Source organism: Alloscardovia venturai (genome assembly GCF_042676605.1).
Lineage (GTDB): Bacteria > Actinomycetota > Actinomycetes > Actinomycetales > Bifidobacteriaceae > Alloscardovia > Alloscardovia venturai.
This window is the reverse complement of record NZ_JBHTHQ010000016.1, coordinates 38,982-62,483: the sequence shown is the minus strand read 5'-3', so window position 1 is coordinate 62,483 and position 23,502 is coordinate 38,982. Positions and strand designations below refer to the sequence as shown.

At 45.9% G+C, this 23,502-nt stretch carries 12 protein-coding genes; all 12 read left to right on the top strand.

Translation table 11 applies throughout. The annotated features are described in order from the left end of the window. The coding region (locus ACFQY8_RS03335) for a hypothetical protein (RefSeq protein ID WP_377938493.1) at positions 1 to 722 on the top strand (722 nt) is incomplete at its 5' end. Positions 723 to 747: 25 nt separating this feature from the next. Further along, positions 748 to 1,959 carry a hypothetical protein gene (locus ACFQY8_RS03330; protein ID WP_377938492.1) on the top strand — a complete coding sequence of 404 codons (1,212 nt, stop codon included), beginning with the start codon at positions 748 to 750 and terminating at the stop codon, positions 1,957 to 1,959. A gap of 199 nt (positions 1,960 to 2,158) precedes the next feature. Then, positions 2,159 to 4,726 carry a hypothetical protein gene (locus ACFQY8_RS03325; RefSeq protein ID WP_377938491.1) on the top strand — a complete coding sequence of 856 codons (2,568 nt, stop codon included), beginning with the start codon at positions 2,159 to 2,161 and terminating at the stop codon, positions 4,724 to 4,726. 101 nt (positions 4,727 to 4,827) lie between these two features. Continuing rightward, positions 4,828 to 5,187: a hypothetical protein gene (locus ACFQY8_RS03320; protein ID WP_377938490.1), complete on the top strand. Its 360-nt coding sequence runs from the start codon at positions 4,828 to 4,830 to the stop codon at positions 5,185 to 5,187. 7 nt (positions 5,188 to 5,194) lie between these two features. Continuing rightward, positions 5,195 to 5,974: a hypothetical protein gene (locus tag ACFQY8_RS03315; RefSeq protein ID WP_377938489.1), complete on the top strand. Its 780-nt coding sequence runs from the start codon at positions 5,195 to 5,197 to the stop codon at positions 5,972 to 5,974. A gap of 38 nt (positions 5,975 to 6,012) precedes the next feature. Continuing rightward, positions 6,013 to 10,257, top strand: coding sequence for an FtsK/SpoIIIE domain-containing protein (locus ACFQY8_RS03310; protein ID WP_377938488.1), 4,245 nt, complete (start codon positions 6,013 to 6,015; stop codon positions 10,255 to 10,257). After that, a complete protein-coding gene (locus ACFQY8_RS03305) occupies positions 10,258 to 12,252 on the top strand; it encodes a serine/threonine protein kinase (RefSeq protein WP_377938487.1) in 1,995 nt (664 codons plus the stop codon). 84 nt (positions 12,253 to 12,336) lie between these two features. Then, positions 12,337 to 12,855: a holo-ACP synthase gene (locus ACFQY8_RS03300; protein ID WP_377938486.1), complete on the top strand. Its 519-nt coding sequence runs from the start codon at positions 12,337 to 12,339 to the stop codon at positions 12,853 to 12,855. Positions 12,856 to 12,857: 2 nt separating this feature from the next. Then, on the top strand, positions 12,858 to 17,189 hold the full coding sequence (locus ACFQY8_RS03295) for a PD-(D/E)XK nuclease family protein (RefSeq protein WP_377938485.1): 4,332 nt from the start codon (positions 12,858 to 12,860) through the stop codon (positions 17,187 to 17,189). Between the two features lies 1 nt (position 17,190). Further along, the gene (locus tag ACFQY8_RS03290; RefSeq protein WP_377938484.1) at positions 17,191 to 21,372 is read left to right on the top strand and encodes a UvrD-helicase domain-containing protein; all 4,182 of its coding nucleotides are present in this window, start codon (positions 17,191 to 17,193) and stop codon (positions 21,370 to 21,372) included. Then, a complete protein-coding gene (locus tag ACFQY8_RS03285) occupies positions 21,362 to 22,021 on the top strand; it encodes a GNAT family N-acetyltransferase (RefSeq protein WP_377938483.1) in 660 nt (219 codons plus the stop codon). Before ACFQY8_RS03290 ends, ACFQY8_RS03285 begins: the two co-directional genes overlap by 11 nt. A 199-nt stretch (positions 22,022 to 22,220) precedes the next feature. Further along, positions 22,221 to 23,477 (top strand): MFS transporter, encoded by a 1,257-nt coding sequence (locus ACFQY8_RS03280; RefSeq protein WP_377938482.1) that lies wholly within the window; start codon positions 22,221 to 22,223, stop codon positions 23,475 to 23,477. Positions 23,478 to 23,502 lie beyond the last annotated feature (25 nt).

Genomic DNA, 23,502 nt, shown 5'->3' with positions numbered 1-23,502 from the left:
CGCTCATCGGTGCAGGACTCGACGCTCTCATCCAGCAAGGAACCACAGGAAACGTAGACTGGGGCGAAGTATTGATCAGTACTGGTATCGGTCTTGCAACAGCTGGAGTATTCAGCGCAGCAGGAAGCGGAATTATGAAGATTCCTACAGTTCGGAGTCTTGTTACAGACAGTGTCGAGAAAATCGCAACGAATTCTGTAAGACAATTAGTACTTAAAAGTTCTTTAGGTTTTGTTCGTAGTACTGCAGAGGATACTGTCGGTGGAACGATTAGTGATGCGATTAATAAGACGAGACGTGGTGAGAGGTTTAGTTTTAGTGATTCTTTACTCGAGAATTCTGTTGGTCCGCAAGCGCTCATTGGTCGTGTGGGTGGACAATCACTCGAGGTTCGTGGACGGTTGCATTACGGTGAAACGTATGGTACTTCTCCTATACAGTTTGGTAAGAGGGGGTATGACAAGGTTAATAGTCATTTTGGTGAGGATGCTACTCATATTAATTTGCGTACGGGTGAGTTTGACGCGTCTACTTTGTATGCTCCGGGAGAGCATTATCATTCGGGTAACGCTATGGGGTTAGGTGACGTGTATACGCGTTCTACTCCGAGGGTGCATGTTTTTGGCCCGTTTACTGATACTTCGGTGAAGATTAGTTATCAGCCTTCTGCTCATTCGCATACTGTGTCTCGTACCGTTCATGTTATTGACCTATTCCATTAAATGAGTTAAAGAAAGATGAAATAGTATGAGCAAGACTGATAACGATAATACAAGTCTTCTAATCGCCTGCATACAATGGACACAGGCTGAATGTAATAGGCTAGTATATGGGAAAGAACATTATCCTTCCAGCACGCGAATAAGCAGACTCCTACTCGCGAAGCCAAGCGGAATTGATATACAAAAAGTAAATACGCTCTTTAACGATGCTATTAAAGAGCTAAACAAGGAAAATTTCGATAGTGCATTAAATTATCTGCAAATAATAAGGGAACTCGTCGATAAGCCGATTCGTGGAATTATCTTTGGCGGAGAAACTTATAATAAGCGTTTCAATTTGCTAGTTAGGCTTCTTCGGTGTGAAGCGCAGGGGCAGGATTGTAGAAGAGAGCTTGAGGCTTTGTGGTTTGATATGGCGCACTCATACCGTGAAAAAGGGTCTGTGGGTGTTCCAAGTATTCCTGATATTTCTCAGTTCATGATTGTAGAAACTATCGCGACGATAGCTCTCATTATTATCGGTATCATCATTCCTACTATTAACTCTCCAGGCTTATCTAAAATCATTCCCACTCTCGTATTCCTTGTGATTGGTGCTATAGCAACGTGTGCTGTTTTTGTGAGGGTGTATTTGTGGAGGTATACGATAGTTATTGCTACGTGTTTCCCTGTGTTGCCTTTTATTTTCTATCTGCAAACAATATCGTCTTACTGGGTTGTGGGTTCGTGGACTGGTGGCTTTATTGTGGGTACTCTTGTTGCGAATCATATCGCGTATAAGCGTTCACGTCGTATGGCAAACAAGTATGGACCATTGGCATGTTTATGGGTCAGGCATGTTAAGCGAAATACTTTTGAACTACTCATGGTTAAAACTGACGGGTCTCTTGCCTGGCATTGGATAAGTAAAGGAATTTTTAGAATTACCGACCCAGCATTAAGCTGCGCAATATCCATAGACTATAGAGGAAATATGAAGTTTAAGGGTTATAGTACTTCTTATCGTCCTGACGAGGGTTGGTTTCCGTGTTACCCTGCATTGGTGTCTACTCGTATGAAAGGTCTTCAACGGTGGAATCCTAAAGACTTAGAAGACGCGATACGCTTAACTCCTGAATTGACCCCACACATGCGTGAAGAATTCTTTAATCATGCTCCTTCTATCGTTACTCCACCACAAGAATACGTAAACACTCCAGCAACCCATATCCCACGCTTCACACCCATACCATGGTAAAAAAGAGCTTACTCATATTTAGTGCTTAAATACTTCATCGTCTTATGAAATACAAAATGACCAACGTATCTTTTAGCATGAATGTATATAGATGACGTTTGAAGAGATAAGTAGGGGATTTTCCTTGAGAATTTTAGCGAGTATTAAACAGAGATTTCAAACCAGTATATCGATACTAATCATCGGTGTTTTAGTATTAGTGCTAGGTGGAATCAATGCTGCTCAAGCTCAGGAAGAAAATGATGGGCTAGTTAGCATTGATATCGGTTCAAAGGGGAGCATTCAGAGTGTGAAGACTGCTTCACATAGACTGGACCCAGCGAAACTTGGCGCTCAAATTCCAGTTCGTGTGGTAACGACATACTCGTATAAGGGTCACTCTGCAAGCGATTCACGTGTTATAGCAGGAAAGAGTGGACGGGTCCGTATAGACATTTCTGTGTATAATGTAACAGGTCGTTCCGAGCGCGTACATGCAGATGTTAATGGTAAGTCAGTATCACGTACACGGTGGATTTCAACTCCGATGGCTGTCGCGGCATCAGCTGAGCTGTCTCGGCTTAAGCTATCGTCAGTGGTTACTCCTAAAAGTGCAAGTGACTCTTCGTCAATTCAGCAGGCTACGAATGGGGTAGTTGGTGCGGATACATCAGGAAAGACGACAATTCAATGGGCGGGATTAACTGGCGTAGATACAGATGTCGTGCATTTCTTTTTTGTTGCAGACGCAAAGAACTTTGTAGTTCCAAGTATAAACGTATTCGTTCAACCCGGATTTAGTATTAATATGAACAGCAAACAGCAGCAAGAGGAGACTAAGCTCGTCCTATCCACTTTAAAGACGCTTGATGCCGCTGGAAAAGTCTTCACAGAATCAGGTGAAGCCTTGAGCAAGGCTCGAACAGCACTTGAAACTGCTGGCGGACAGATTGGTCAGAAGACAATAGCTGACCTCAACGAGTCAAATGCGCGAGTTGAGGCGTCTGCTTCTCAAGTTTCTTCTGCTTTGCAAAGTGTGGAAGATGAGTCATCGGCGATGTTTTCGTCGACAGGTTCTCTTGTGAGTGGACAACTGGCGGCGACTACACGTGCCGTCCAGTCGCTTATGGGGAATCCTACTGCACATAATGAAGAAGTTAATATTGATTCGCAATCTTGCTCTGTAGTTTCCCAAGAAAATTCTGTAGCAGATAATCAATCTCAGCCTGCAAGCATACTCGGTGTCATACGCGCACTTTCTGGAAGACTTACAGCGATGGGAAGGACAACGACCGACTGTCAAAAGAAAATATCTGAGCAGCTTGATGCAATTCTCGGACCACAAAATCCTGACACTACAAATTGCGCGTTAGCTAGTGACAGTTTATCTTGCCAGGTATGGACTTCTAGGCAGGAACTTACCCATGAAGCAGAGAATAGCTATACCCGTAGCTCTGGGATCGTGGACCAACTGGAGAATAGTAATTCAGCGCAGGTCCGTCAGACGGTTACAGATTTAGGAGCAAAGATTTCAGTACTTGACACCGCGCTATCTCAATTAAATAACGCGCGAAGTAATAATGCTCACATGGTATTAAACGCTACTCGAGATGTGGAAGAGTCGATAAATAATCTAGAGGAGACTCTTAATACTTCTATAGATGATGTTAAGTATGCTTCCCAAACTCAGACTAATAAGACCAACCAGATGAAGCGTGCTATTTGTGTTGGTTCTGGACTCACTACTACTACGGATACTGCATTCAAGAATCAATATTCGCTAGATAAGAGTACAGCACAAGCTCTTTTGAATATGTTAGCAGACTCCACATGTCCAACTACAGACTTAGGCGAGGGGGCTAACTTCAAGGGGAGTGATGAAACTTCAGACAGAGATTCAATTGAGGCGCAAACCTCTAAAATTAATAGTGCTACTGGGGAAATAGAAAACATAGCTAGTGCCGGTGTACTACAAAGTATGCGTACTAACTTGAATATTATTGAGACAAGCTTAGTTTCAGATAGCACGTCAAATGTTTCCACTGCACAAGTACATCACGCGCAGGATGATTTGCATAGTGCGTTTACATCGATAAAAATCGATGCTGAAACATTGACACAAAATACGGATAGCGCTGCACAACGTATGAGCGAAATTGTAGATGAGAATTACGATAACATGCAGCGCAGCCTTGATAAAGGACAGCAGAGTTCAAATACTTTTATCTCTCGTGCACGTGATGGTGTTAATGATTCAAACTCGCAAATTTTCTCTACATTTACAAATCTGATTAATTCTGAAGCCACAGGAATAGAAAAGTCTGGTTCAGATTTTGTTAGTTTAACAAATCGCAGTATCGAAGACTCGAATAAAAAGTTAAGTGATGAGACGAATCAGATTTTGACAGAAAACGCACGAGTAATAGATGAAAATGCAGATAATGCAATTGTGGATACTCAAGCAGCTTCGGCGCTCTTGTCAGAAGATATCTCTCGTGTACTTTCTGATATCGGCAGCCGCGGAATCAATGGCGGCGGGCTGCTTGGTGCGATTGCAACATCTGAGGCACATCTTGGTATGGCAGAAACAAAGTTTGCAAGTTCGAATTTGCAAATGGGGCAGGCAAAATCTATACAGCGTGATGCGCAATCTGACTCTATACTTGATGAAGTAAGTTTACGTGCAAGCTTAGCGCGTTTAGAGTCTCCGATGAAATTTACATTAAATTCATCTAAGACTACTGGCGGGTGGTTCTCATTCCATCTCGTATCGAGAAAAGGTAACTAGCAATAATGACCGTATCGAATAACAGGCGAGTATCGCGTAGGAAAATAATTGTTGCCAGTACCATTAGCGCTATAGGTATATTAGTAGTACTTGCTATAATCGTGAGTTTTGTTATCTGGAACCCTTTCACTCGTAACAATAAGCACTTCTCTTCGTATCCAGGAGTTCATGTAGAGCAAACAGTAAAGAGTCTTCCTAAAAATCTTCGTATTGGTGTAGTTGTTTCTTATACCGATGACTTGACGCAGGGAACTGGCTGGGATGGTAACGGTGAAGGAATCACGGTTGCGAAATGGCGTCTCAAACAGGCAGGTACTGATGTACAAACAGTAATTGTTTCTGACGACGGTAGTACTGATGGTGCGGTTGAGGCGATTCAACAGCTTGCTCATGCGCACGTATCGGGTGTGATTGCCTTAACGAGTCACTCATACGAGACAACTTGCTCGTGCTGCAGCTGATGCTGCATTGCCAATTATTTTTCCATATGAGCAGTCAGACGATTTAGATACTCGCGGCGTTTGGTATGGTTTACCTGATGCATCAACATGGATGCAATACTTCAATAAGTCAGTTAAAAAGCTTGGTTGCTCTCCTGTGATTTCGATAACCTCTGATGGTGTATCGGCTATACCAGTTAGTGTCAATATTCCGTTGAATCCTGCAGATATGACTCAGACGATAAGTCAAGTCAAAGAAAGCATCGGTAAGTCACATGCGGCTTGCGTAGTCTTTAATAGTACATCTGACAAAATCGTTGAGACTATTAATGCGCTCATAGCAGCGGATATTAAGACACGGATTGTCCTTAACACAGATAGTCTGAAATCTGAGTTAAAGCCAGCTTTAGTGAACTACGTAGCAGATGGATATGATGTTTATTCGCCAGTTGTCCCTATCAAAGAACACCTCAATACGCAAAATTACTTAGGGTTTCTTGAGTCTCAAACTGTGATGAACCGTGATAGTACAATCATGTCACTTCGCAGCGATACAGCATTTGTCAAACGTAGTAGTCTAGCAGACTTATCAAGTTATGAAGCTTTTATGGCGCTGGTCAAAGCTAGTGCTCATGCACATTCAACTGATTCGAAGAAAGTACAGGATCAATTGTATAAGCTGAAGGTTAGCGCAGACGATAGTATTGACTCAGTTCGACGTGATTTTGGCGCACAAGTCTATCAAAAAATAGGTCTTGCGAAGCTTAGCCCTGTAAATCAACAAGTTGAATGGCTACCTGTAGAGTAATACTCATATAAAAATGATAGTTGCAGAGAGGAGATAGAGTGCGAGTAGTTATCGAGACTAGTGATAATAGACGCGTATTTGCGATTACAAACCTTGATAAGAAGACTACTCTCGGTGAAATACTCCAAGCTGCTCATCTAGATAAACGTGAGTGGGAACATGTATGGGTAGATGGGCAAGAATATGAATCTGAAACAGCATGCTACTCAATTCCTCTCCTTGAGGGGAGCCTTATTTCAAATTATGTATCACGGCATTTAGATTCGTCGAAGTGGCAACTTGGTATTATCGGTGGGCAGAATTCAGGACGTACCTATGCCTTGCCAGAATCAGGATATGTGCGTATTGGAAGAAGTAATCAAGCAGATATTACTCTTTCTTCTCCGTCAGTTTCGTGGTCCCACGCTGTCCTCATAATCAAATCAGAAGGTATATGGGTTTCAGACGATAATTCGTCTAACGGAACTTGGCTTAATGGTGAAAAAATAGAGGGTGATAGTACTCAAAAACTTAGAGAGGGCGATGTCCTTACTATCGGCGGAGTATGCCTAGAACTTACTGCAACACCTGTCTTCACCGAACCTCAATATCATCACCATAGTATGCGCGAAAATAGCGGCGTTTTACCTTTTAATCGACCGCCGCGTCAGTCTTTGCCGGCACATCCTGACGAGTTAGAACCTGTTTCTAAAGCAAATGCACAGCACGCTTCAAAGTTTTCGTGGGTCACTGTGATAGCGCCACTCATTATGGCAATTGCAATGGTTGCTGTGATGGGATCTATACGCTATGCGCTAATTGGTCTACTCTCTCCGGTGATGGCGTTGGGCACATGGCTTGAACAGAAACGTCGAGCAAAAGTAGATAACAAGACTATAGAAGCAGACTATGACAAGGCACTTGAAGATTTTCGTAAGAAGATTAGTGAATCTTCACAGGTAGAGCGGAACCGCCTTATCACAATGGCACCGTACCCATCGCAGTTATTAGATACAGTACGCTATGCCCAAATGGATTTATGGCAGGTGAGGTCTGGTGCCGAAGATTTTTGGTATGCAAATGTTGGAACTTCAACACGTAGCTGGGCAGTCCCCATCGTAAATAGCGGGAAAATACAGCCAAAAACTCAGGAACTTATTAATAGAGCTCAGCTAAAAGTTGCTCCAGTTATCGTTGATATGTTTTCAGGTCCTGTCGGTATTTGGGGCGAAAGGAAACATGCGGTAGGTATTGGGCGCTCTTTACTATGTCAAATAGCTACTCACAGCGGGCCGGCAGACACTATGATTGTTGTATTGACGTCACAGGCATACGTGCATGATTGGTCATGGGCTTCGTGGATGCCGCACACTATGATGGATGGTGCAAATCCCAACAATCGATGGATTGCGACAAATACGCGAGATGCTCAAACCATGGCTCGTACTCTACTCGAAAATGTTGAATCATTCAATTCAAGAAATATATTCTTGGTCGTAGATGATCCAAGTTTATTGGAAGGTAAAGATTCTCCCACTCGTGATTTATTAAACTGGGCTCCTAATACTAATTTATCCAATACTCCTGCCCCTCGTATTAGTGGAATTATTATTACACCCACCGAACAGATGCTTCCCGCACAATGCTATAGCGTGATTGAAGCGAAAATTGATTCTGAGGCAGTTCTAACAATTCCATCAAAGAATGATGTTCTCAATGGAATTATTACATGTGCGGTTAATGATGATATAGCATATGAATGGGCGAGATTGCTTGCACGTTTTGAAGATCCTGAACTTGGTGAAGCAGGTGGAATGCTGCCGCCTATGGTGCATCTCTTCGATTTGCTGGGGCTAAAACGTGAATCTCTAAGTACAGATGTGATTCGTAAAATGTGGTCTGCACATTCCGGATTCTCAACTCCCTTGGGAGTCGGCACAGATGGAGCTTTTATATTTGACCTTGTTAAGGATGGACCTCATGGACTCGTTGGCGGTACGACTGGGTCTGGAAAGTCTGAGCTCTTAAGATCACTTGTCGCAGGTTTAGCTGCTCGTGTAAGTCCAGAGGAATTAAACTTCATTCTCGTCGATTTCAAAGGCGGAGCTGCCTTTGCTTCTCTTGACCAGCTACCACATACTGTAGGCACTCTTTCAAACCTCGAACCTTCGCTTGCGTATCGTGCATTGAAAGCACTAGAAGCTGAAATGCGACATCGTCAAGAGCTTTTTGCTGCTGCAGGTGATGGGATTGATACTATCGATGCGTACATGGCGACAAATCCCTCGGTGCCCATGCCACGTCTGCTCGTTGTCGTCGATGAGTTTGCTCAGTTGGCAAAGGAATATCCAGATGTGCTCTCCGCTCTTGTTTCTATCGGCGCTGTCGGACGAACATTGGGTGTACATATGATCCTAGCAACTCAGCGCCCTGCTGGTGTCGTCAACGACGATATCCTTGCTAACACGAATATGCGAACTGCCCTTCGTGTACAGTCGAGAGAAGATTCAAGCAACGTTATTTCTGTTCCGCTAGCGGCAAGTATTGGTAGAGAGCAGAAAGGACGTGCTTACATTAAACTTGGTGAGAATGATATAACTCCAATCCAGACAGCTCTTGTCACGGGCATCAGCGGTCAAAGAGGAGCAAAGAATCTTTTCGTTGACGAAATTGAGCTTGGACAAGTTTCACCAGAGCATACGCTCGCCCATGAGGACGATCAACTCAGCGATATGGATATGCTTATTGATGTAATCTGTGAAACTGCACGTGTGGATGGACTTCAAAATCCTCATCCCGTTTGGCCTAATCCGTTACCTGAAAAACTTGAGCTTAATATGAGTAGTTTAGGTTGGGATGCCGATAATTCGTACGAATCTTCAACTAAAGTTGAGCTAAGTAATGAAATCATCGTGGGTCTTACAGATGATCCTGAGAATCAGACCCAATATCCATTAGTATGGAATCTTAATGAAGGCAATCTCATTCTCGTCGGTATCCCCGGATCGGGTACTACCACTGCATTAAGCAGTATCGCGTTTTCTTTAGCTGCAATGAGAAATCCGCAAGATACTGATTTCCTATTCCTCAACTTAGGCACTCACGGTCTCGAGAGTGTATCAGCACTATGCCACTCTCGCGGCTACGCAGGACCAGGAAGTACAAATCGCGAGTTACAAAGTCGCCTTATACGCTATCTCATTAGCGAACTTGACCAACGCTCAACTAAAACGCACACTTATTCTGAGCTATTCGTATTCATCGATGGTTTTGCGAGCTTAAAAGAAGAATACGACGATTATGAAGGCATACAGCTACTCCAAAATCTTTATCAAGTATGGGTAAAAGGTCCCGCACTAGGTATTCATTTTGTCGCTGCAACGACAAGTATTAATTCATTGCCTACAACTATTACTGAAGTGACTTCACATATGTGGCTCTTCCACTTAGCTGATCCATATGATTACAGTCTCGTCGGTGTCAGTCGTGAAAATATTCCTCCTGCTCTACCTGGCAGACTAGTTGATTCTTCGACAGGTCTCCATTCACAAATTGCGTGCACAAGTAACCATAGCGACATAGTTCACACAATTAATCTAAGGTGGAGAAATGTTCAAAAGTCGACCCTTATTAGAAGGTTACCTTCGCGTATTCTTCCTCGTGAAATTTGCCATGAAGGTTCTATCGCTAGTGAACCATGGAAGATACCTGTAGGTGTTGCAGAGACTACATTAAATCCTCTTACTCTTGAATTATGGTCAGGAGAAAATTTGCTTATCGCCGGACCGGCGCGGAGTGGTAAAACGAGTCTGTTATTAGGGATAGCAGAAGCGTTAGCCACATGTGCTGACTATGAGAAACAAAAACTAAATATCGTAGGGATAGCCTCACGCAGATCGCCAGCACTTAATAGTAATATTGGCACTTTTGTTGAACATGATTCTGCAGCTGGTACGCTTGCACAGTTGCTTGTCGCAGAGGAACCGACGTTACTTTTGATTGATGATGCACATTTATATACAGACTCTGACCAGCAGTTAGCTGCACTACTTGAGCGTCCTAATCCTAATCTTGTTATTATTGCTGCAGGAAGAAATGATGACTTACGTACACAGTATGGCAAGTGGACAAATCAGCTACGTAAGTCTCGTCTTGGTATTTTGCTGCAGCCAGATAAGGACCGTGATGGTGAACTTCTCGGTGTTACATTGCCTCGGCGTTCTCCTGTCGAGATGTCAGTCGGAAGAGGATATGCATGCCAATCTGGGATGACAACTCTTATTCAGAGTGTAGGAGTTAAATAAATGTCAGACTCTTCGCACGAATTTAATTTTGGCGCGCACTATCGTGTTCTCCAACGCATTGGGGCAGGTGCGTCAGGTATTGTTTACTTGGCTGTGCATAAAGATACTGATGAGCGTGTTGCAATAAAATTTCTACGCGAAGAGTATCGTGATGATATCGAGATTCTTCAAAGGTTTATCGCTGAGCGTACGAAACTTACGTCTTTGGAAAGTAATCATATCATCCATATTCGCGATCTTATCGCTGAAGATGGGCGTCTTGGCATTGTCATGGATTATGTTCCTGGTCCTACGCTTACGCAATATCTTCGTGATGCAGGTACTCTTGCACCAGCCGAAGCTCTTGGTATTGCACGACAAATCTTCCAAGGATTACAGTATGCGCATTCTCATGGGGTTATTCATCGCGACATTAAACCAGATAATATTATTCTGTTACCGCAAGCGGAGGAAAATACTTTTAACGTTGTGATTTCTGACTTTGGTGTTGCTAGTATTGTTGGTCAGTCTCACCTTACCACGACGCGAATGGTAGGTACACCAGCTTATATGGCGCCAGAGCTTATTGAAAGTGCAATTGTTGCGCCAAGCGTTGATATATATGCTGTCGGGATTCTACTCTATCAAATGCTTGCTGGAAGCACGCCCTTTAGCGATGGCGCTGAGTCAAACCCATTTACGATTGCACACCGACATATTACTCAAGCTGTCCCGCCGATACCGGGACTAGAACCACAGATAAGTGCGTTTCTTAATATTCTTTTATCAAAGAATCCGATAAATCGAGCAGATGTTTCAGATGTCCTTAAACGACTTGACGGCATCACCATTGAGAGTACATATAAACACGCTCTTCCGCCTTTGAATATTCACGATACAGATTTTCATCCAGCAACGGTAATTAAATCTTTTGAGACGGTTAGTACTACACAGAATGGAGAGAAAGCGGAGGAAGAGGCGGAAGATGAGCTTTCTCCTAGCAAGCCCACTCTTGCTTCATTTACTCCGAGTTCTTCTGCCACACTTCTCAAGCCATATAAAAGTATTCAATCTGAGCAAGTCCAGAATGTCAATGGGAGAAAACCAAAAGGCAGACAAGTACGAATTATAGCGATATCTGCTCTTGCTTCTTTTGTCGGTGTTATACTCATTCTCTTAAGTGTGTGGATCGCGCAACCATATTTTGCAAGACGCGCTTCACATAAGTCACCGACTTCACAAGTTATAAGTGCAAGGAGAGAAGACGATACTCTTCCTTCTGGACTTCGAATTATACGTGATGCACAATGGAATAGCTCAAAAAAAGTTATCGACTATACGATTAGGTATTCGAGTGTAAAAAATCCGATTATGGGACAGGTTATGGAGACTCTGTCTACGAGCAAAGGCAAATGTCTCACCGTGCATTGGGGAAAAAGAGATGCCGGAATTTCAATACATAAACATAGTCCTGCACGTACAGCAATAAACGCTTCGTGTTCATGGACAATTACACTGCCAAAATTAGTAAAAAATTCAGTGAGTATCCAAGCAGAGATTACTGTGCAGACTATGCCGTCTTCTTCAGAAGATTTAGATAGATGGCTTAAGAATATAAGTGAGAATACGATAAAGAATTTGTCAAGAAAATCTGTGACGTCCACGTCATACCCGTTGCAGCGACTTAAATCAATGAGAATTGATATCCCTAATACAGTCACGCAAGGAGAGGCTATTCCGTTAAGTATCATCGGTATGTGGCCGAATGGCGAAAATGCGTTTACGCCCATCTATATGACTCCATGGAATGGTGAACCGACGAGCATTTTGCGCAGTATTACTGGTGGGCAGGATAATCAGTTACGTCTGACAGATCGCTGTTCAGGTGCTGTAGTCATCAGTTCTGATGGGCACGATGTCTCTGCCCTTTTCCCGTCCACATGTAGCATTGGGGCGGATATTGGTAATTACGAGATTCAAGATACCTCTGTGACGATTACGAGTAATGGATCCTAAGAAGCTTGTCGCGGGCGTCGGAATTCCGTATAGTTATCCTGATTTGCTGCATTACCTGTGATAACCTCCTGCTAAATTGAATGTATGTCTGAGGATGAGTTAAGCACTGGATTGGGTAGGCTCTCATGCATTGCGGGTATGGGGCACGACGTCGTGAGCATATCGGATTTTCAGCAGCAATTGAATCTTCCGGGGAGTCGTTTCGAAAATCTTTTTAGCTCACGTGAGAAGGCGCAGTGCAGAGCACATAGTGGCGTTTCGCTTGAAGATTATGCTCGCCATCTTGCGGTGCGTTGGGCAGGCAAGGAAGCCTTCTTGAAGGCGTGGTCGCATGCTCTTGTTCCGCAAACTCATATGCCGTATAGCATGGAAGCATTTCCATGGAACGCTATTGAAATTTTAAGTGATTCTGTGCGGCGTCCTAGTATTTTTCTCAGCAGTGACGTTATGCAGAGATTAACGGAAAGTTTAGGACAAAGCGTGACGCTGCACACTTCACTGAGTCATGATGGCAACGTTGCGAGTGCGGTGGTTCTCTTAGAGGCAAATGCTGGATTGAGATATGCATCCAAGGATATTGTGAAGGAAAAGGCAGGACAGTAACGATGGCGAAGATTTCAGTTTCGCATGCGAAAGAAGCTATTGTTGCAAGCTTTACTGAGCCAATTGATGAGCTTGAACGGCGAGAAAATCAAGATAATCATGATGAGCAGGGCAGTCATGGTAAGAAGGAAGCTCCATCATTCCTCGTCACAGGTGCGCCGCGCAGCGGGAAGAGTACACTCGCGCTTGATGTAATCGTTGAGGCTGCACGCACATTTGGTTCTGACAACGTCATTCTTGCAGTGACAAATCGAACGATTGCTGATGAGGCTAATCGTCAGATTTTACGTCGTCTTAAGGTTTCTGCTCAGCGGCGTATGGCGACCACTTTAAGCGCTCTCGCATTCCGTATTCTTGAGGAAAGGCAGTTTCTTTTAAAGAATCCTTCCCCGAAACTCATCAACGGTGCAGAGCAGATGGCAGCGTTGCGCGCTATCTTTGACAGACATACACAGCATGTTCGTGTTGGGGAGTTGTGTGATACATGTATGCTTCTGCGTTCATACTTTGTGGGTTCTTCGGCAAGTAGAGACGCCTCGCCTTCTGATACGCTGTCTCTTTTTGAAGCAAACATTACTCCTGTATTTCTCCAGCAGTTGCGTGACATGCTCGCTCGTATGAATGAGCTAGGTGCTTCACATACGAAGCAGGAGCAAATCCTCACAGCTGTGATGCGCACGAATAGTGACCCTGCCCAGCAGTATGCGCGTGAGTTTACTCAGCTGCAATTTAGGTTGAGCTTTGCGCTGCGAAAGGAATATGCCCAAGAGATCATCAAGCAGTTTGAGAGCGGGAAGGTGAGGGGAGAGGACGGAGAAGCTCAGCTCATGCTTGACTCGTCGAGACTTCTGCATGAGGCTGCTATGACCTTTGCGCGCGGTGAAGCCTATAAGTTAGGGATTTGCGCTCCTGATGTCGTCGTAGTCGATGATGCTCACGAGTTAACTCTCGCTGGCGCGTTTTTACTTACCGAACTTCATAAAGCTGGGACTCGCATTGTCCTAATTGGGAATCCTGACGAGTCAGTTTTGGGATTTCGTGGAGCGTTTCCTGAGTTTATATGGCATAAGGTATCACAGGATTCTAGTCAGAATGAGCATGAAACCTTAGGTTTCCTTCCAGAAAATTTTGCTCAGTTGGGTGCTATCCGTATCGACTTGAAGAGTTGCTACAAACTAGACGATATGCGTTACAAAGATGTTGTAGCATCGCGTGTAGCTCTCAATATTCCGTCTGCGCTTGAGACAGATATTCCGCTGCCACAGCGTGCACAAAAATTCCCAGACTTTGATAAGTCTGCGCGTAGTGGTGAAATGCTTAGCGCGCTTATAGGGGAGCAGGAAAGTGCGGGTAAAGATGATTCGCTGAGCGGGCATATCTTCCATTCTGCTCGTGAGGAAGAGACTTTTGTCATAAATTCGCTCATGTGTGAACGCTCGCTGAATCAGCGATCTTGGAATGATATGGCAATCATCGTGCACGACAATTCCACAGCACGATTGTATGGCTCACACTTACAGGACATGGGAGTACCAGTAAGATATTCTGCGGTCACCAAACCTTTGAGTGAAGATCCTGTCGCCTTAGGACTCTTCGCGCCTATCCAGCTTGCGCTCAAGCCGTGGCAGGCATACGAGTCTTGTGATGAATTACTTGCCGATACGCACCGTCTCTTACGCCAATTCGCAACAAGCCCATTTGTACTTGATGACGAAGGGCATCCATCACTTACTCCTCATCATGTCGATACTGCGCTCAATGCCATTGCGACGATTATCAATGCATGGCAGAGCGGTCAGACACAGCGTGCAGAGCGTACACATCAGGAGCGACAAACGGATTTCGCAAAACATCCAGATGACACTGGGAGTGCTCCGCACAGTTTTGGCACGATTGTAGAAGGGTGGAATCGTGTATGTGCACATTTTAACGTATCAACCAGCGACTATCCTCTCACTGGTTCGGCTCTTACTGTGCTTCTCTTACGTGCTGATAGAGAAGTATCTGAAATCATTATGCGTGTGATGAGCGCGATGCGTGGCGAGTATGATGCTGACAAGAAATCTATCGAAAAGCTCCTCACTATGCGCGATGCGTGTGCTAAGCCTCAGACTACTCAGTCTCAGACTGGGCAGTCGAAGTCACAGACGAGAGAGCAGTCAGAAGAGGCAGCAGGCGCGGCTGACTCTGCTGAGATTCTTACCATGCTGTGGAACGTGTGGGCCGCATCTGGTGTGGCGCGAAGCTGGCAGGCGAAAGCACTTGATTTTAGTGATTTTGCCGAGCGTTTACGCTATAACGAATGGCTCGATAATGCGATGCGACTATTTGACTATGCTAATCAGAAAAATGCGCATATGAGCATGCTGCAGTTTATTGAGCATGTGATGACTCTTGAAATTTCTGCTGATTCTCTTGCCCAACTTGCGCCTCACAATGAAGCTGTCACCGTGATGACTCCGGCGTCGGCAGTAGCGCGCACGTGGGATGTCGTGTGGATGTCAGGCTTGCAGCAGGGGACGTGGCCGAACCTAGCTGTGCGCAACACGATGTTTGGCACAGATGATCTGGCAGATGTGATGATGTATGGCGCTATAATGCATGACACACACTCACGCGTCCTCGACGTGCTCCACGCAGAGAAGCGGAGCTTCCTTGTTGCTCTTACTCGTGCAAGCTGCAAACTACATATGAGCGCTGTGTGGGACCAAGATACATCTCCGTCGGATTTCCTCTATGAGTATGCTTTCGAAATTTTCCCGCGTGTGAGCAAAATGGAGGATGCAGACTTTACTTCAGTACCCGTGGTAAGTCTCAATTCTCAGTCGCTTGAGGATGAACTCGGCACTCCTGCACTGGCGAGCGTTGGCGACGTCGTGAGACAAGCACGTGTAAGCATCGTGCAAGACATGATACGAGGAGAGCTGACAGATAGGGGACGTGACGCACTTAGCGCTCTCGACTATCTGCGAAGTCGTGGAGTGCAGAGTGCTGACCCGAAAAAGTGGAACTTTGTACATCGCGCTACTGAGGCTTCTCAAGAGCGTAACGATGCCGAGAATGACAGTATATATAGTCAAGTGCAAGAAGTGAGACTTTCTCCGTCAAATGTAGAGCAAATATGGGGCTGTCCAATTTGCTACCGACTTGACCAGAAACTTTCAGGACCGCGGGCGGGTACTGCTGCTACATCGTTCGGTACAGTAATTCATGCTGTAGCCCAGTGGGCGAGCGAAGAAATGCACTTCGATAGCACGGAGTTTTATCATGAAACTTTAGCACAGCTAGGAAGTGATGCAGTCGTTATCGATGACGTCGCCCGACAGATGAAGGCGCGCTACGATGAAATTAAGCCCACACAGGACCTCGATGTACAAACGAGTGAGTACATCCGTCAGCGTCGTAATGATGCTGTGGCACAAGATATCTTGACGAATATCGCGCATTACTACATCATGGCGCATAACCCAGCGCTTGCGAGTAATGATAAATTCCATCCGCCATATCTCCCGCTGTCAGGAAGCGAAATAGAGAAAGAGTTCGATGCACGCTTTACGATGGAGGATATCCGCTTTGCGTACAATGCGATTGATGAACGAGTAAGTCTTAATCCTCACGAATTCAGTCAACTTATGACCATGCTCGTAGGAGGAATGCCAGAAGGCTACGATTACGACACGGTAGTGCATGTGCACGGTTTCATCGATCGCGTGGAGAAGCACGGTTCAGCGACCTATGTCGTGGACTTCAAGACAGGAAATAAAGCACATAACTTGAGCGGTCAGGCTAATGATTTACAACTTGTGTGCTACCAGCTCGGACTGACTTTTGGGGAAAATGTGTGCCACAATGATGCTGAGCGGTCTGCTATCTTCGCCAATGCGCCTCTCATAGATATGTGTGCGCTCTTTGATGTCAAGCACGAAAATGTACCAGCAATGAGCCGAGGCGAAGGATTTGCGAAGTATCAACCTGCACTTTTTGAAAATGGTCATATCGCTACGTCGAGTGCTGGACGTAGCTATGCTAAGGTCAACTCGGCTGTATGGGGTGGCATTATCCATTACGATGAGAAAATTCTCAGTGATGACAATGGCGTGAGCGAAGCTGCGCGGAATCGTATTAGTTCTGAATTGATGTATGCCGATGAGGATCGTACTTTGTATGTGCTTACTCTCATCGCGCGAGTATTCTATGCGGCGGCATGCCTTAAGTCAGAAACTATCGAAGTACGCGACGTACATGACCCTCATAAAAGAGCTTTCTGCCAGTACAAGGACGTGTGCCCTGTGTGTGCTGATGAAAATAATTCCGTGATGGAGGAGTGGTTGTAAAATGGCTGAGTTTAAACCGACTCCTGAGCAAACAAGCATCCTCAACGCTGAAAAAAGTAGCACGATGCTCATCGTCGCTGGTGCTGGCTCGGGTAAGACTTTTACCATGACTGCGCGCATTATCGAACTTATCAAAAATGGTGTAGAGCCGCAGAAAATATTGGGATTGACCTTTACAAAAGCGGCGGCGAACGAGCTGCTCACACGTGTAGCTGCCGCAGTCAATGGCAATCGTGCTCGCATGCGGACACGCGGACACGAGGAAGATGCTGATTCTTCCTATTACATGAGCGATGACCACGCTGACATGGCATTCATGAAACCCGAAGTGTATACCTACGATGCGTTTTTCCAGAGTATCGTACGCCAGTATGGTCTTCTCGTTGGGATGGATCCTAACACTGTTCCGCTCAGTACGGCTGGCGCGTATCAATTGGCTGATGAAGTCATTCGTGACCATATGCGCGACGTTGTGAATGCTATGGGTGAGCAGGAGTCTAGCGACTTGGATGATATGGGTTCTTACACTACTTTTGTGCGTAATGTCGTGACGCTTTCTGAAGCTATAAGCTCGTGCATGATTGATAAAACATGTACGAGTGTAGACGAGGCGATTGCGCGTATAGAAAAGTGGGATAGCGCCTTCATCACTCATCTTGATAAAATCGTCGACCATGAGTTTGCTGAACTCAAGAACCTTCCTGATTTCGGCGTGAAGATAAAGATGACGACGTCGAAGACTGTCAAGGGCTTTGATAAGTGGATGAACGAGAAAGGGAAGGACTATCTCGCTGGTATCCTCGTCGAAATTCGTGAGAATACGCGTCTGCGCTCAGTTTATCTCACATATGTCAAACTGCTTGCACAGCGTAAACGTGAGCAGCATATGGCACAGTTTTCCGATTTCACTATCGCAGCGATGCAACTTGTGCAGCGATTCCCGTGGATTGGAGAGCAGTATCGTTCGTGTTTCTCTCATGTCTTTTTGGACGAATATCAGGATTCTTCCACCGCGCAAGCAAGTCTTATCGCTGAAATTTTTGCTCCTCATGGGGCGTCTTTGCATCTCGAAGTGCCTACATCTTACGAAGTATCTTCGCGCCATGAAATATCTTTACGTTCGTCGGCTTTGACTGCCGTGGGTGACCCTTATCAAGCAATTTACGCATGGCGTGGTGCGGCACCGGGGGCGTTCGTGTCATTTTTGCATCATGTCGGAGTGTCAAAACCATTGTCGTTGAGCGTCTCAATGCGCAATCCTCGTATTGTGCTCGATGTGGCAAATAAACTTACTCAGCCGTTACGAGAGGGGCATCGTGATGCATACGGCCGTAAGGGAACTATCACTCTTCATGAAGTGCGAGTCCCGAAGCTTTCTGCACGAGATGATGCTAGTCAGGGTTCAATTGCAGCACTCGCATATGCATCGCGCAAGCAAGAGATCGACGGCGTAGTGCGCTACGCGAAAAAAGCTGTAGAAAAAAGTAAAAAGCACAACGACGAACTCATCAAGCAGGGCGAAGCAGCAAAGTCAGGTCCGTTTGTGGCGGTTCTCTTGCGCTCTAAAACACACATGGGTGAATTTGCGCAAGCGTTCAACGAGGCAGGGTTGAGCGTACAGGTTGACGGCGTACAGTCTGTACTCGACCGTCCAGATGCTCACGATATTATCAATCTCCTTGCGGCAGTAGCTGACCATTCACAGACAGCTGCAGCGCTGAGTGTACTTGCCAGTACGCGTTTTGACATTCCAGCTGCAGACTTGCGCGAATTTGCTGATGCCGTCTCGATGTACAACGTTCAATTACAGAGAGAATTGCTTGATAGCGTCGGTGTAGGCAAGCCTGATCGAGGATCGTGGTCAGTTCCTCCTGTCACTTCGCTAGTTGATGTGCTCATCGCTCCTCGAAAAATTCGTGACAGCATAGTCAAGCAGTATTACCACGGTAGCGATTTGAGCGTGCGGCGTATTGAAGATTTTGCGAGAGCTCTCACTATGGTTAATTCCGTTAGCTCTCAAGGCCTAGAAACAGTAATTCGTGCAGCAGGCGATGCGCTCGGTGTGGACATCGACGTAGCTGTTGCATACGCGATTACACGAGAGAAAGGTCTGACAGGCGAAGCGTTGCCAGTTTCCAGCGTTGACTCGCTCGTTGAACTTTCGCAGACATACGCACAGGAGCTTTCCGAAAGTCAGCGTCCAACCCTGTCTGGGTTCCTATCATGGGTACAGTCAGCAGATAGTAATGCGTCGGATGATCCTACAATTGTTGGCTCTGCTCAGGCTGATGTCACAATCTGCACGATTCATCATTCCAAGGGACTGGAGTGGGATAGCGTCATCATCCCAGAGATGAATGAAGCTACATTTCCGTCAAATCAGGGAAGCAATCTGAGCTTTGATGCAGTGTACGATGACGAACCGATGCCGAGTGGTCAGTACGTGGCTTACGCTTCAACGTGGCTTACTGATCCCACCGCAGTGCCAGCTCCAGTGCGTGCAGATGCGGACGCAGTTCCGCGTTTTGCGGACGAAAATCAATTTGATGAGCTTCTGCCTGATGCACTCTCTCTTGAGGCACGAGTGCATGGGCAGCTCCACTTACCGCAGCGTGACGCGCTCTCGACGACGATGAGTTTGAGAGAAGAGAGCGGACAATCAGTACTAGAGGAGGAGCGCCGTCTCGCATATGTCACTGTCACTCGTGCGAAGCGCGACGTTCTCATGACTGGTGCGGTCAAAGCTACATCGCTGATGGATAATTTCTCGCCAGTAGGGTATACATCCGCTCACGATCAAGACCAAAGTCTAACTGTTCTTCCGCAGTTCGATAAATGCTCTATCTTCCTTGCCGAAGTGCAGGAATACCTGCATAGTGGCGAAGTTGCGGAGGAGTACGGGCATGACAATGTTATAGATATCGACGAGCAGTTCGAAGACAGTGAATTCATCGATAAGCCTATTGGCATTTTTGTGGGGCATGATGCATTTGAATATGCTGCAGCAACGGTGGGAGGTGCACTTGACGCTGCGCGAGATGCTGTGCAAGTCGACAATGCTGTACATTATGAGCATCCGCGGCGTATCGACTCGAGAATTGGGGATGTGCTGGATGCTTCAGCTCGCGTATTGAGCACGGATAACTGGGAGCCTAACAATTCCGATGACTTTGACGAGTCTGAGAAGTTAGGTGAGCTTCGTCACGCTGCTCAGCGGGTCTATGAAGCGATGTCTACACTCGGGTACACGCATAGCGATAGCAGTAGTGTGACTATGACCGTAGACAGTGCCGCAGTTCACGCTACGACAAATCCTAGAGCAGACGGGACAAATTCAGTGCATACGGTGTCCGATGAGGAGCAAAAACTTATCGAAGCAGCACAGCAGGTTATGCGTCAGCGCAATGCATCGGTGACGACCATCCAAAGAGAAGCTGCTAATGCGTCAAGCACTTCTCACACCTCTCGGGCAGACCACACGTCACAGCTTCAGCGTGCTCGTGCAATTATGCGACCTGTACCAAATATCGTTAATTATGATGCGGGTGGGCAGCTGAGTGTAGCACATATGGGGACTGCCTTTCATGCGTTTGCACAGCGGTACTTTAAGCCCGATAACGCTGCTGTCCTTGATTCTCAAGAATTCCGACAGTCAAAGGAAATGATTCGCTCCGAGGTCGAGAATGAGACGACTCACGGCGAGTATGAAGAACGCATGCACGCGTGGAAAGTGAGACTACTTTCTTCTCAGTTTGACCCGAGTGAATGTGACGGTACTGAGGTTCCTTTTGCTTACGTTCCCGAAGATACAGACCGCACAGTAGTTGGCGTGATTGATGCCGTATTCGAGGGTCAGCAGCTTAAGGACTCTCCAATTTCTCGGCATGCTCATGACGAGGGAAGAGAGATTTTGTATACCGTCATTGATTGGAAGACCGGGCATAAGCCGCAAGACGAAGCGGAAAAGCGCGAGAAGTTACTCCAAGTTGACATGTATCGTGAAATTCTCGCTACACTAAAGGGAGTCGACGTCGACCAAGTAGATGCGGCACTCTACTATGTCAGTGAGAACAAGGAAGAAGATAGGCTTATCCCGGCTGCATACAAAACTCAGGAGCAGATTGAGGATATTTTACGCGGGGTAAGCAAATCCGAAGGAAAGCTTGAAAATCGTGACGACTAAGCATATACATTTACGTCCCTACGAGAGTGGCGATTTTGATGCACTTGCTGTCATCATGTTTGATACATGGTATAGCACAGATATAAAGCCTGATACCTCAGCCGATGAGCTAGACCGCATGGAGGCTATGGCGCGATTAGATGTAGCACATTATCTAGCGACGTCCACACATGCGGTACTTGCTGTCAGTGATACTGATGGACAGGTCCTCGGAGCAGCACTGTGGAGAAATGACTCCGATTGGAGCAAAGGTATGTCGTTGGCTCGCTATGTCCAGATGGAGTTAGAAAGTGTGCGCCAACGCGTTCGTATAGACGATAAATTTGCTCAATTCTATGAGCACTTTGTAGCGGACTCTCGCAGAACGGGTGAGCTTGCGGCTCCAGTCGCTACTATGTGTGGGGCAGAGTTGAGATTGTTTATGATGTCACCGCTATCTCGTGGTAAAGGCGTTGGGAAGAAACTTCTGAGTTGTGCTGAAGATTCTATGCGTCAATCAGGCGCACATCAGTACTATCTTTATACGGATACGGAATGTGACTACAGTTTTTATGACCATCGTAGACTTGAGTGTGCAGCACAGCAGCATCGTGTCACCGGTCCGAGTGGAGCTCTTGTAGATAAATTTATTTATGTAGGAAAGCTATAGAAAAGCTGCAGAAATACAGAAAAATTACGGAAAGCTTACGGAAATCGGGAGAAAAATTGTTGGTCCACTGAGTAGACTCACATGGGGTTGTTAAGGTGCATATGCAAGAAATACAAACCCAAGGTTCTATGAGGATATAGAGCTGGCGAAGGCCGCAGAGTAGGAGTGAAGAGTAGGCGTGTATAGAAAAATATTTCAAGTGCCAGGCACGTTAGCATTTTCCATCACTGGCGCTATGACACGCGCCACCATGTCTACTATCGGGCTCAGCATGATTCTGTGCTTGAACAATCTCTACAATGAGTGGACTTCTGCAGGCTTGATGAGTGCGGTGTACGTTCTTGCGGCAGCCTTCGTCACGCCCGTTTATGCAAGACTTTTTGACAAGTACGGCCAACGGAAGGTGGGCTTGATTACTGCGCCGATTCAGTTTGCTGCTCTTCTCACTTTTGCGGCGGCGGCATACATGCGTGCGCCTCTACCAGTACTTTTCGCGCTCGCTGTCATTACGGGCTTATGCATGTATTCAGTAGGAGCGGTCGTGCGTACTCGTTGGGCATGGGCATTGCGCGATAAGCCTGACGATTATCTCAATACGGCGTATGCTCTTGAATCTGCAATTGATGAAATAATTTTCATCCTAGGACCGATTGCAGCAGCTACTATTTCCACTGCTCATCCGCCTGTGACGACAATTATCCCTTTCATACTTTTTGGTGGAATTAACTTTGTGGGCGCTATGATTTTCTATAATCTTAAATCTGCTACGCCACCTGCAGTAGTGACGGTGCATGAAATTACAGTTGATGACACTTCTCTAACGTCCGCTTCCACAAAACGTGCACAAAATCGTATTAAAGATCGAAATATTCTGCTCTATCCAGGCATGCTCATGCTGCCGTTGGGGATTTTGGCATTTAATTCCACTTTCTCTGCATTCGATGTCATCATGACCGCTATCTTGAAGGGCAGAGGGCTTGCACATATTACGGGCTTTATGCTGGCGACCATTGCATTAGGCTCTCTCATCGGCGCGCTTATCTTTGGCTCGCGCAAGCATACTCATAATTCGTGGATGCGCATGATGGGCTTCATGGTAGCACTTGCGACAGGTATCGTCGCTATAGGGTTGAGTGTTCAGTGGCTTCCTCTTGCAGCTTTCTTTGGGGTATTTGCAGGATTGTTTGTGTCGCCGACGTATGCGACAGCAAACCTTGTCATGCGTCAAACTGCGCCGCAGCATAAGCTCACCGAAGGTCTTAGCTGGATTTCTACGGGAGGTACGATAGGGTCCTCACTGGGTTCAGCTGTAGCAGGAATTTTCTTGGATCATGTTGGAGCTTTGACTACACTTCATTTCTTATGGCTGAGCGCAGCGATAGCATTCCCTATTTTCCTCGTGGGCTATATGCAGGTTCGCGCTGCGAACAAGAAAATGCAGCAAGGCATAAAATAGGTAAACTTACACATAGAGTGTCAGT

Excerpts from the sequence above, each read along its gene's own strand:
- ACFQY8_RS03330 (WP_377938492.1), top strand. The coding sequence starts at position 748 with ATGAGCAAGACTGATAACGATAATACAAGTCTTCTAATCGCCTGCATA.
- ACFQY8_RS03305 (WP_377938487.1), top strand. The coding sequence starts at position 10,258 with ATGTCAGACTCTTCGCACGAATTTAATTTTGGCGCGCACTATCGTGTT.
- ACFQY8_RS03300 (WP_377938486.1), top strand. The coding sequence starts at position 12,337 with ATGTCTGAGGATGAGTTAAGCACTGGATTGGGTAGGCTCTCATGCATT.
- ACFQY8_RS03295 (WP_377938485.1), top strand. The coding sequence starts at position 12,858 with ATGGCGAAGATTTCAGTTTCGCATGCGAAAGAAGCTATTGTTGCAAGC.
- ACFQY8_RS03290 (WP_377938484.1), top strand. The coding sequence starts at position 17,191 with ATGGCTGAGTTTAAACCGACTCCTGAGCAAACAAGCATCCTCAACGCT.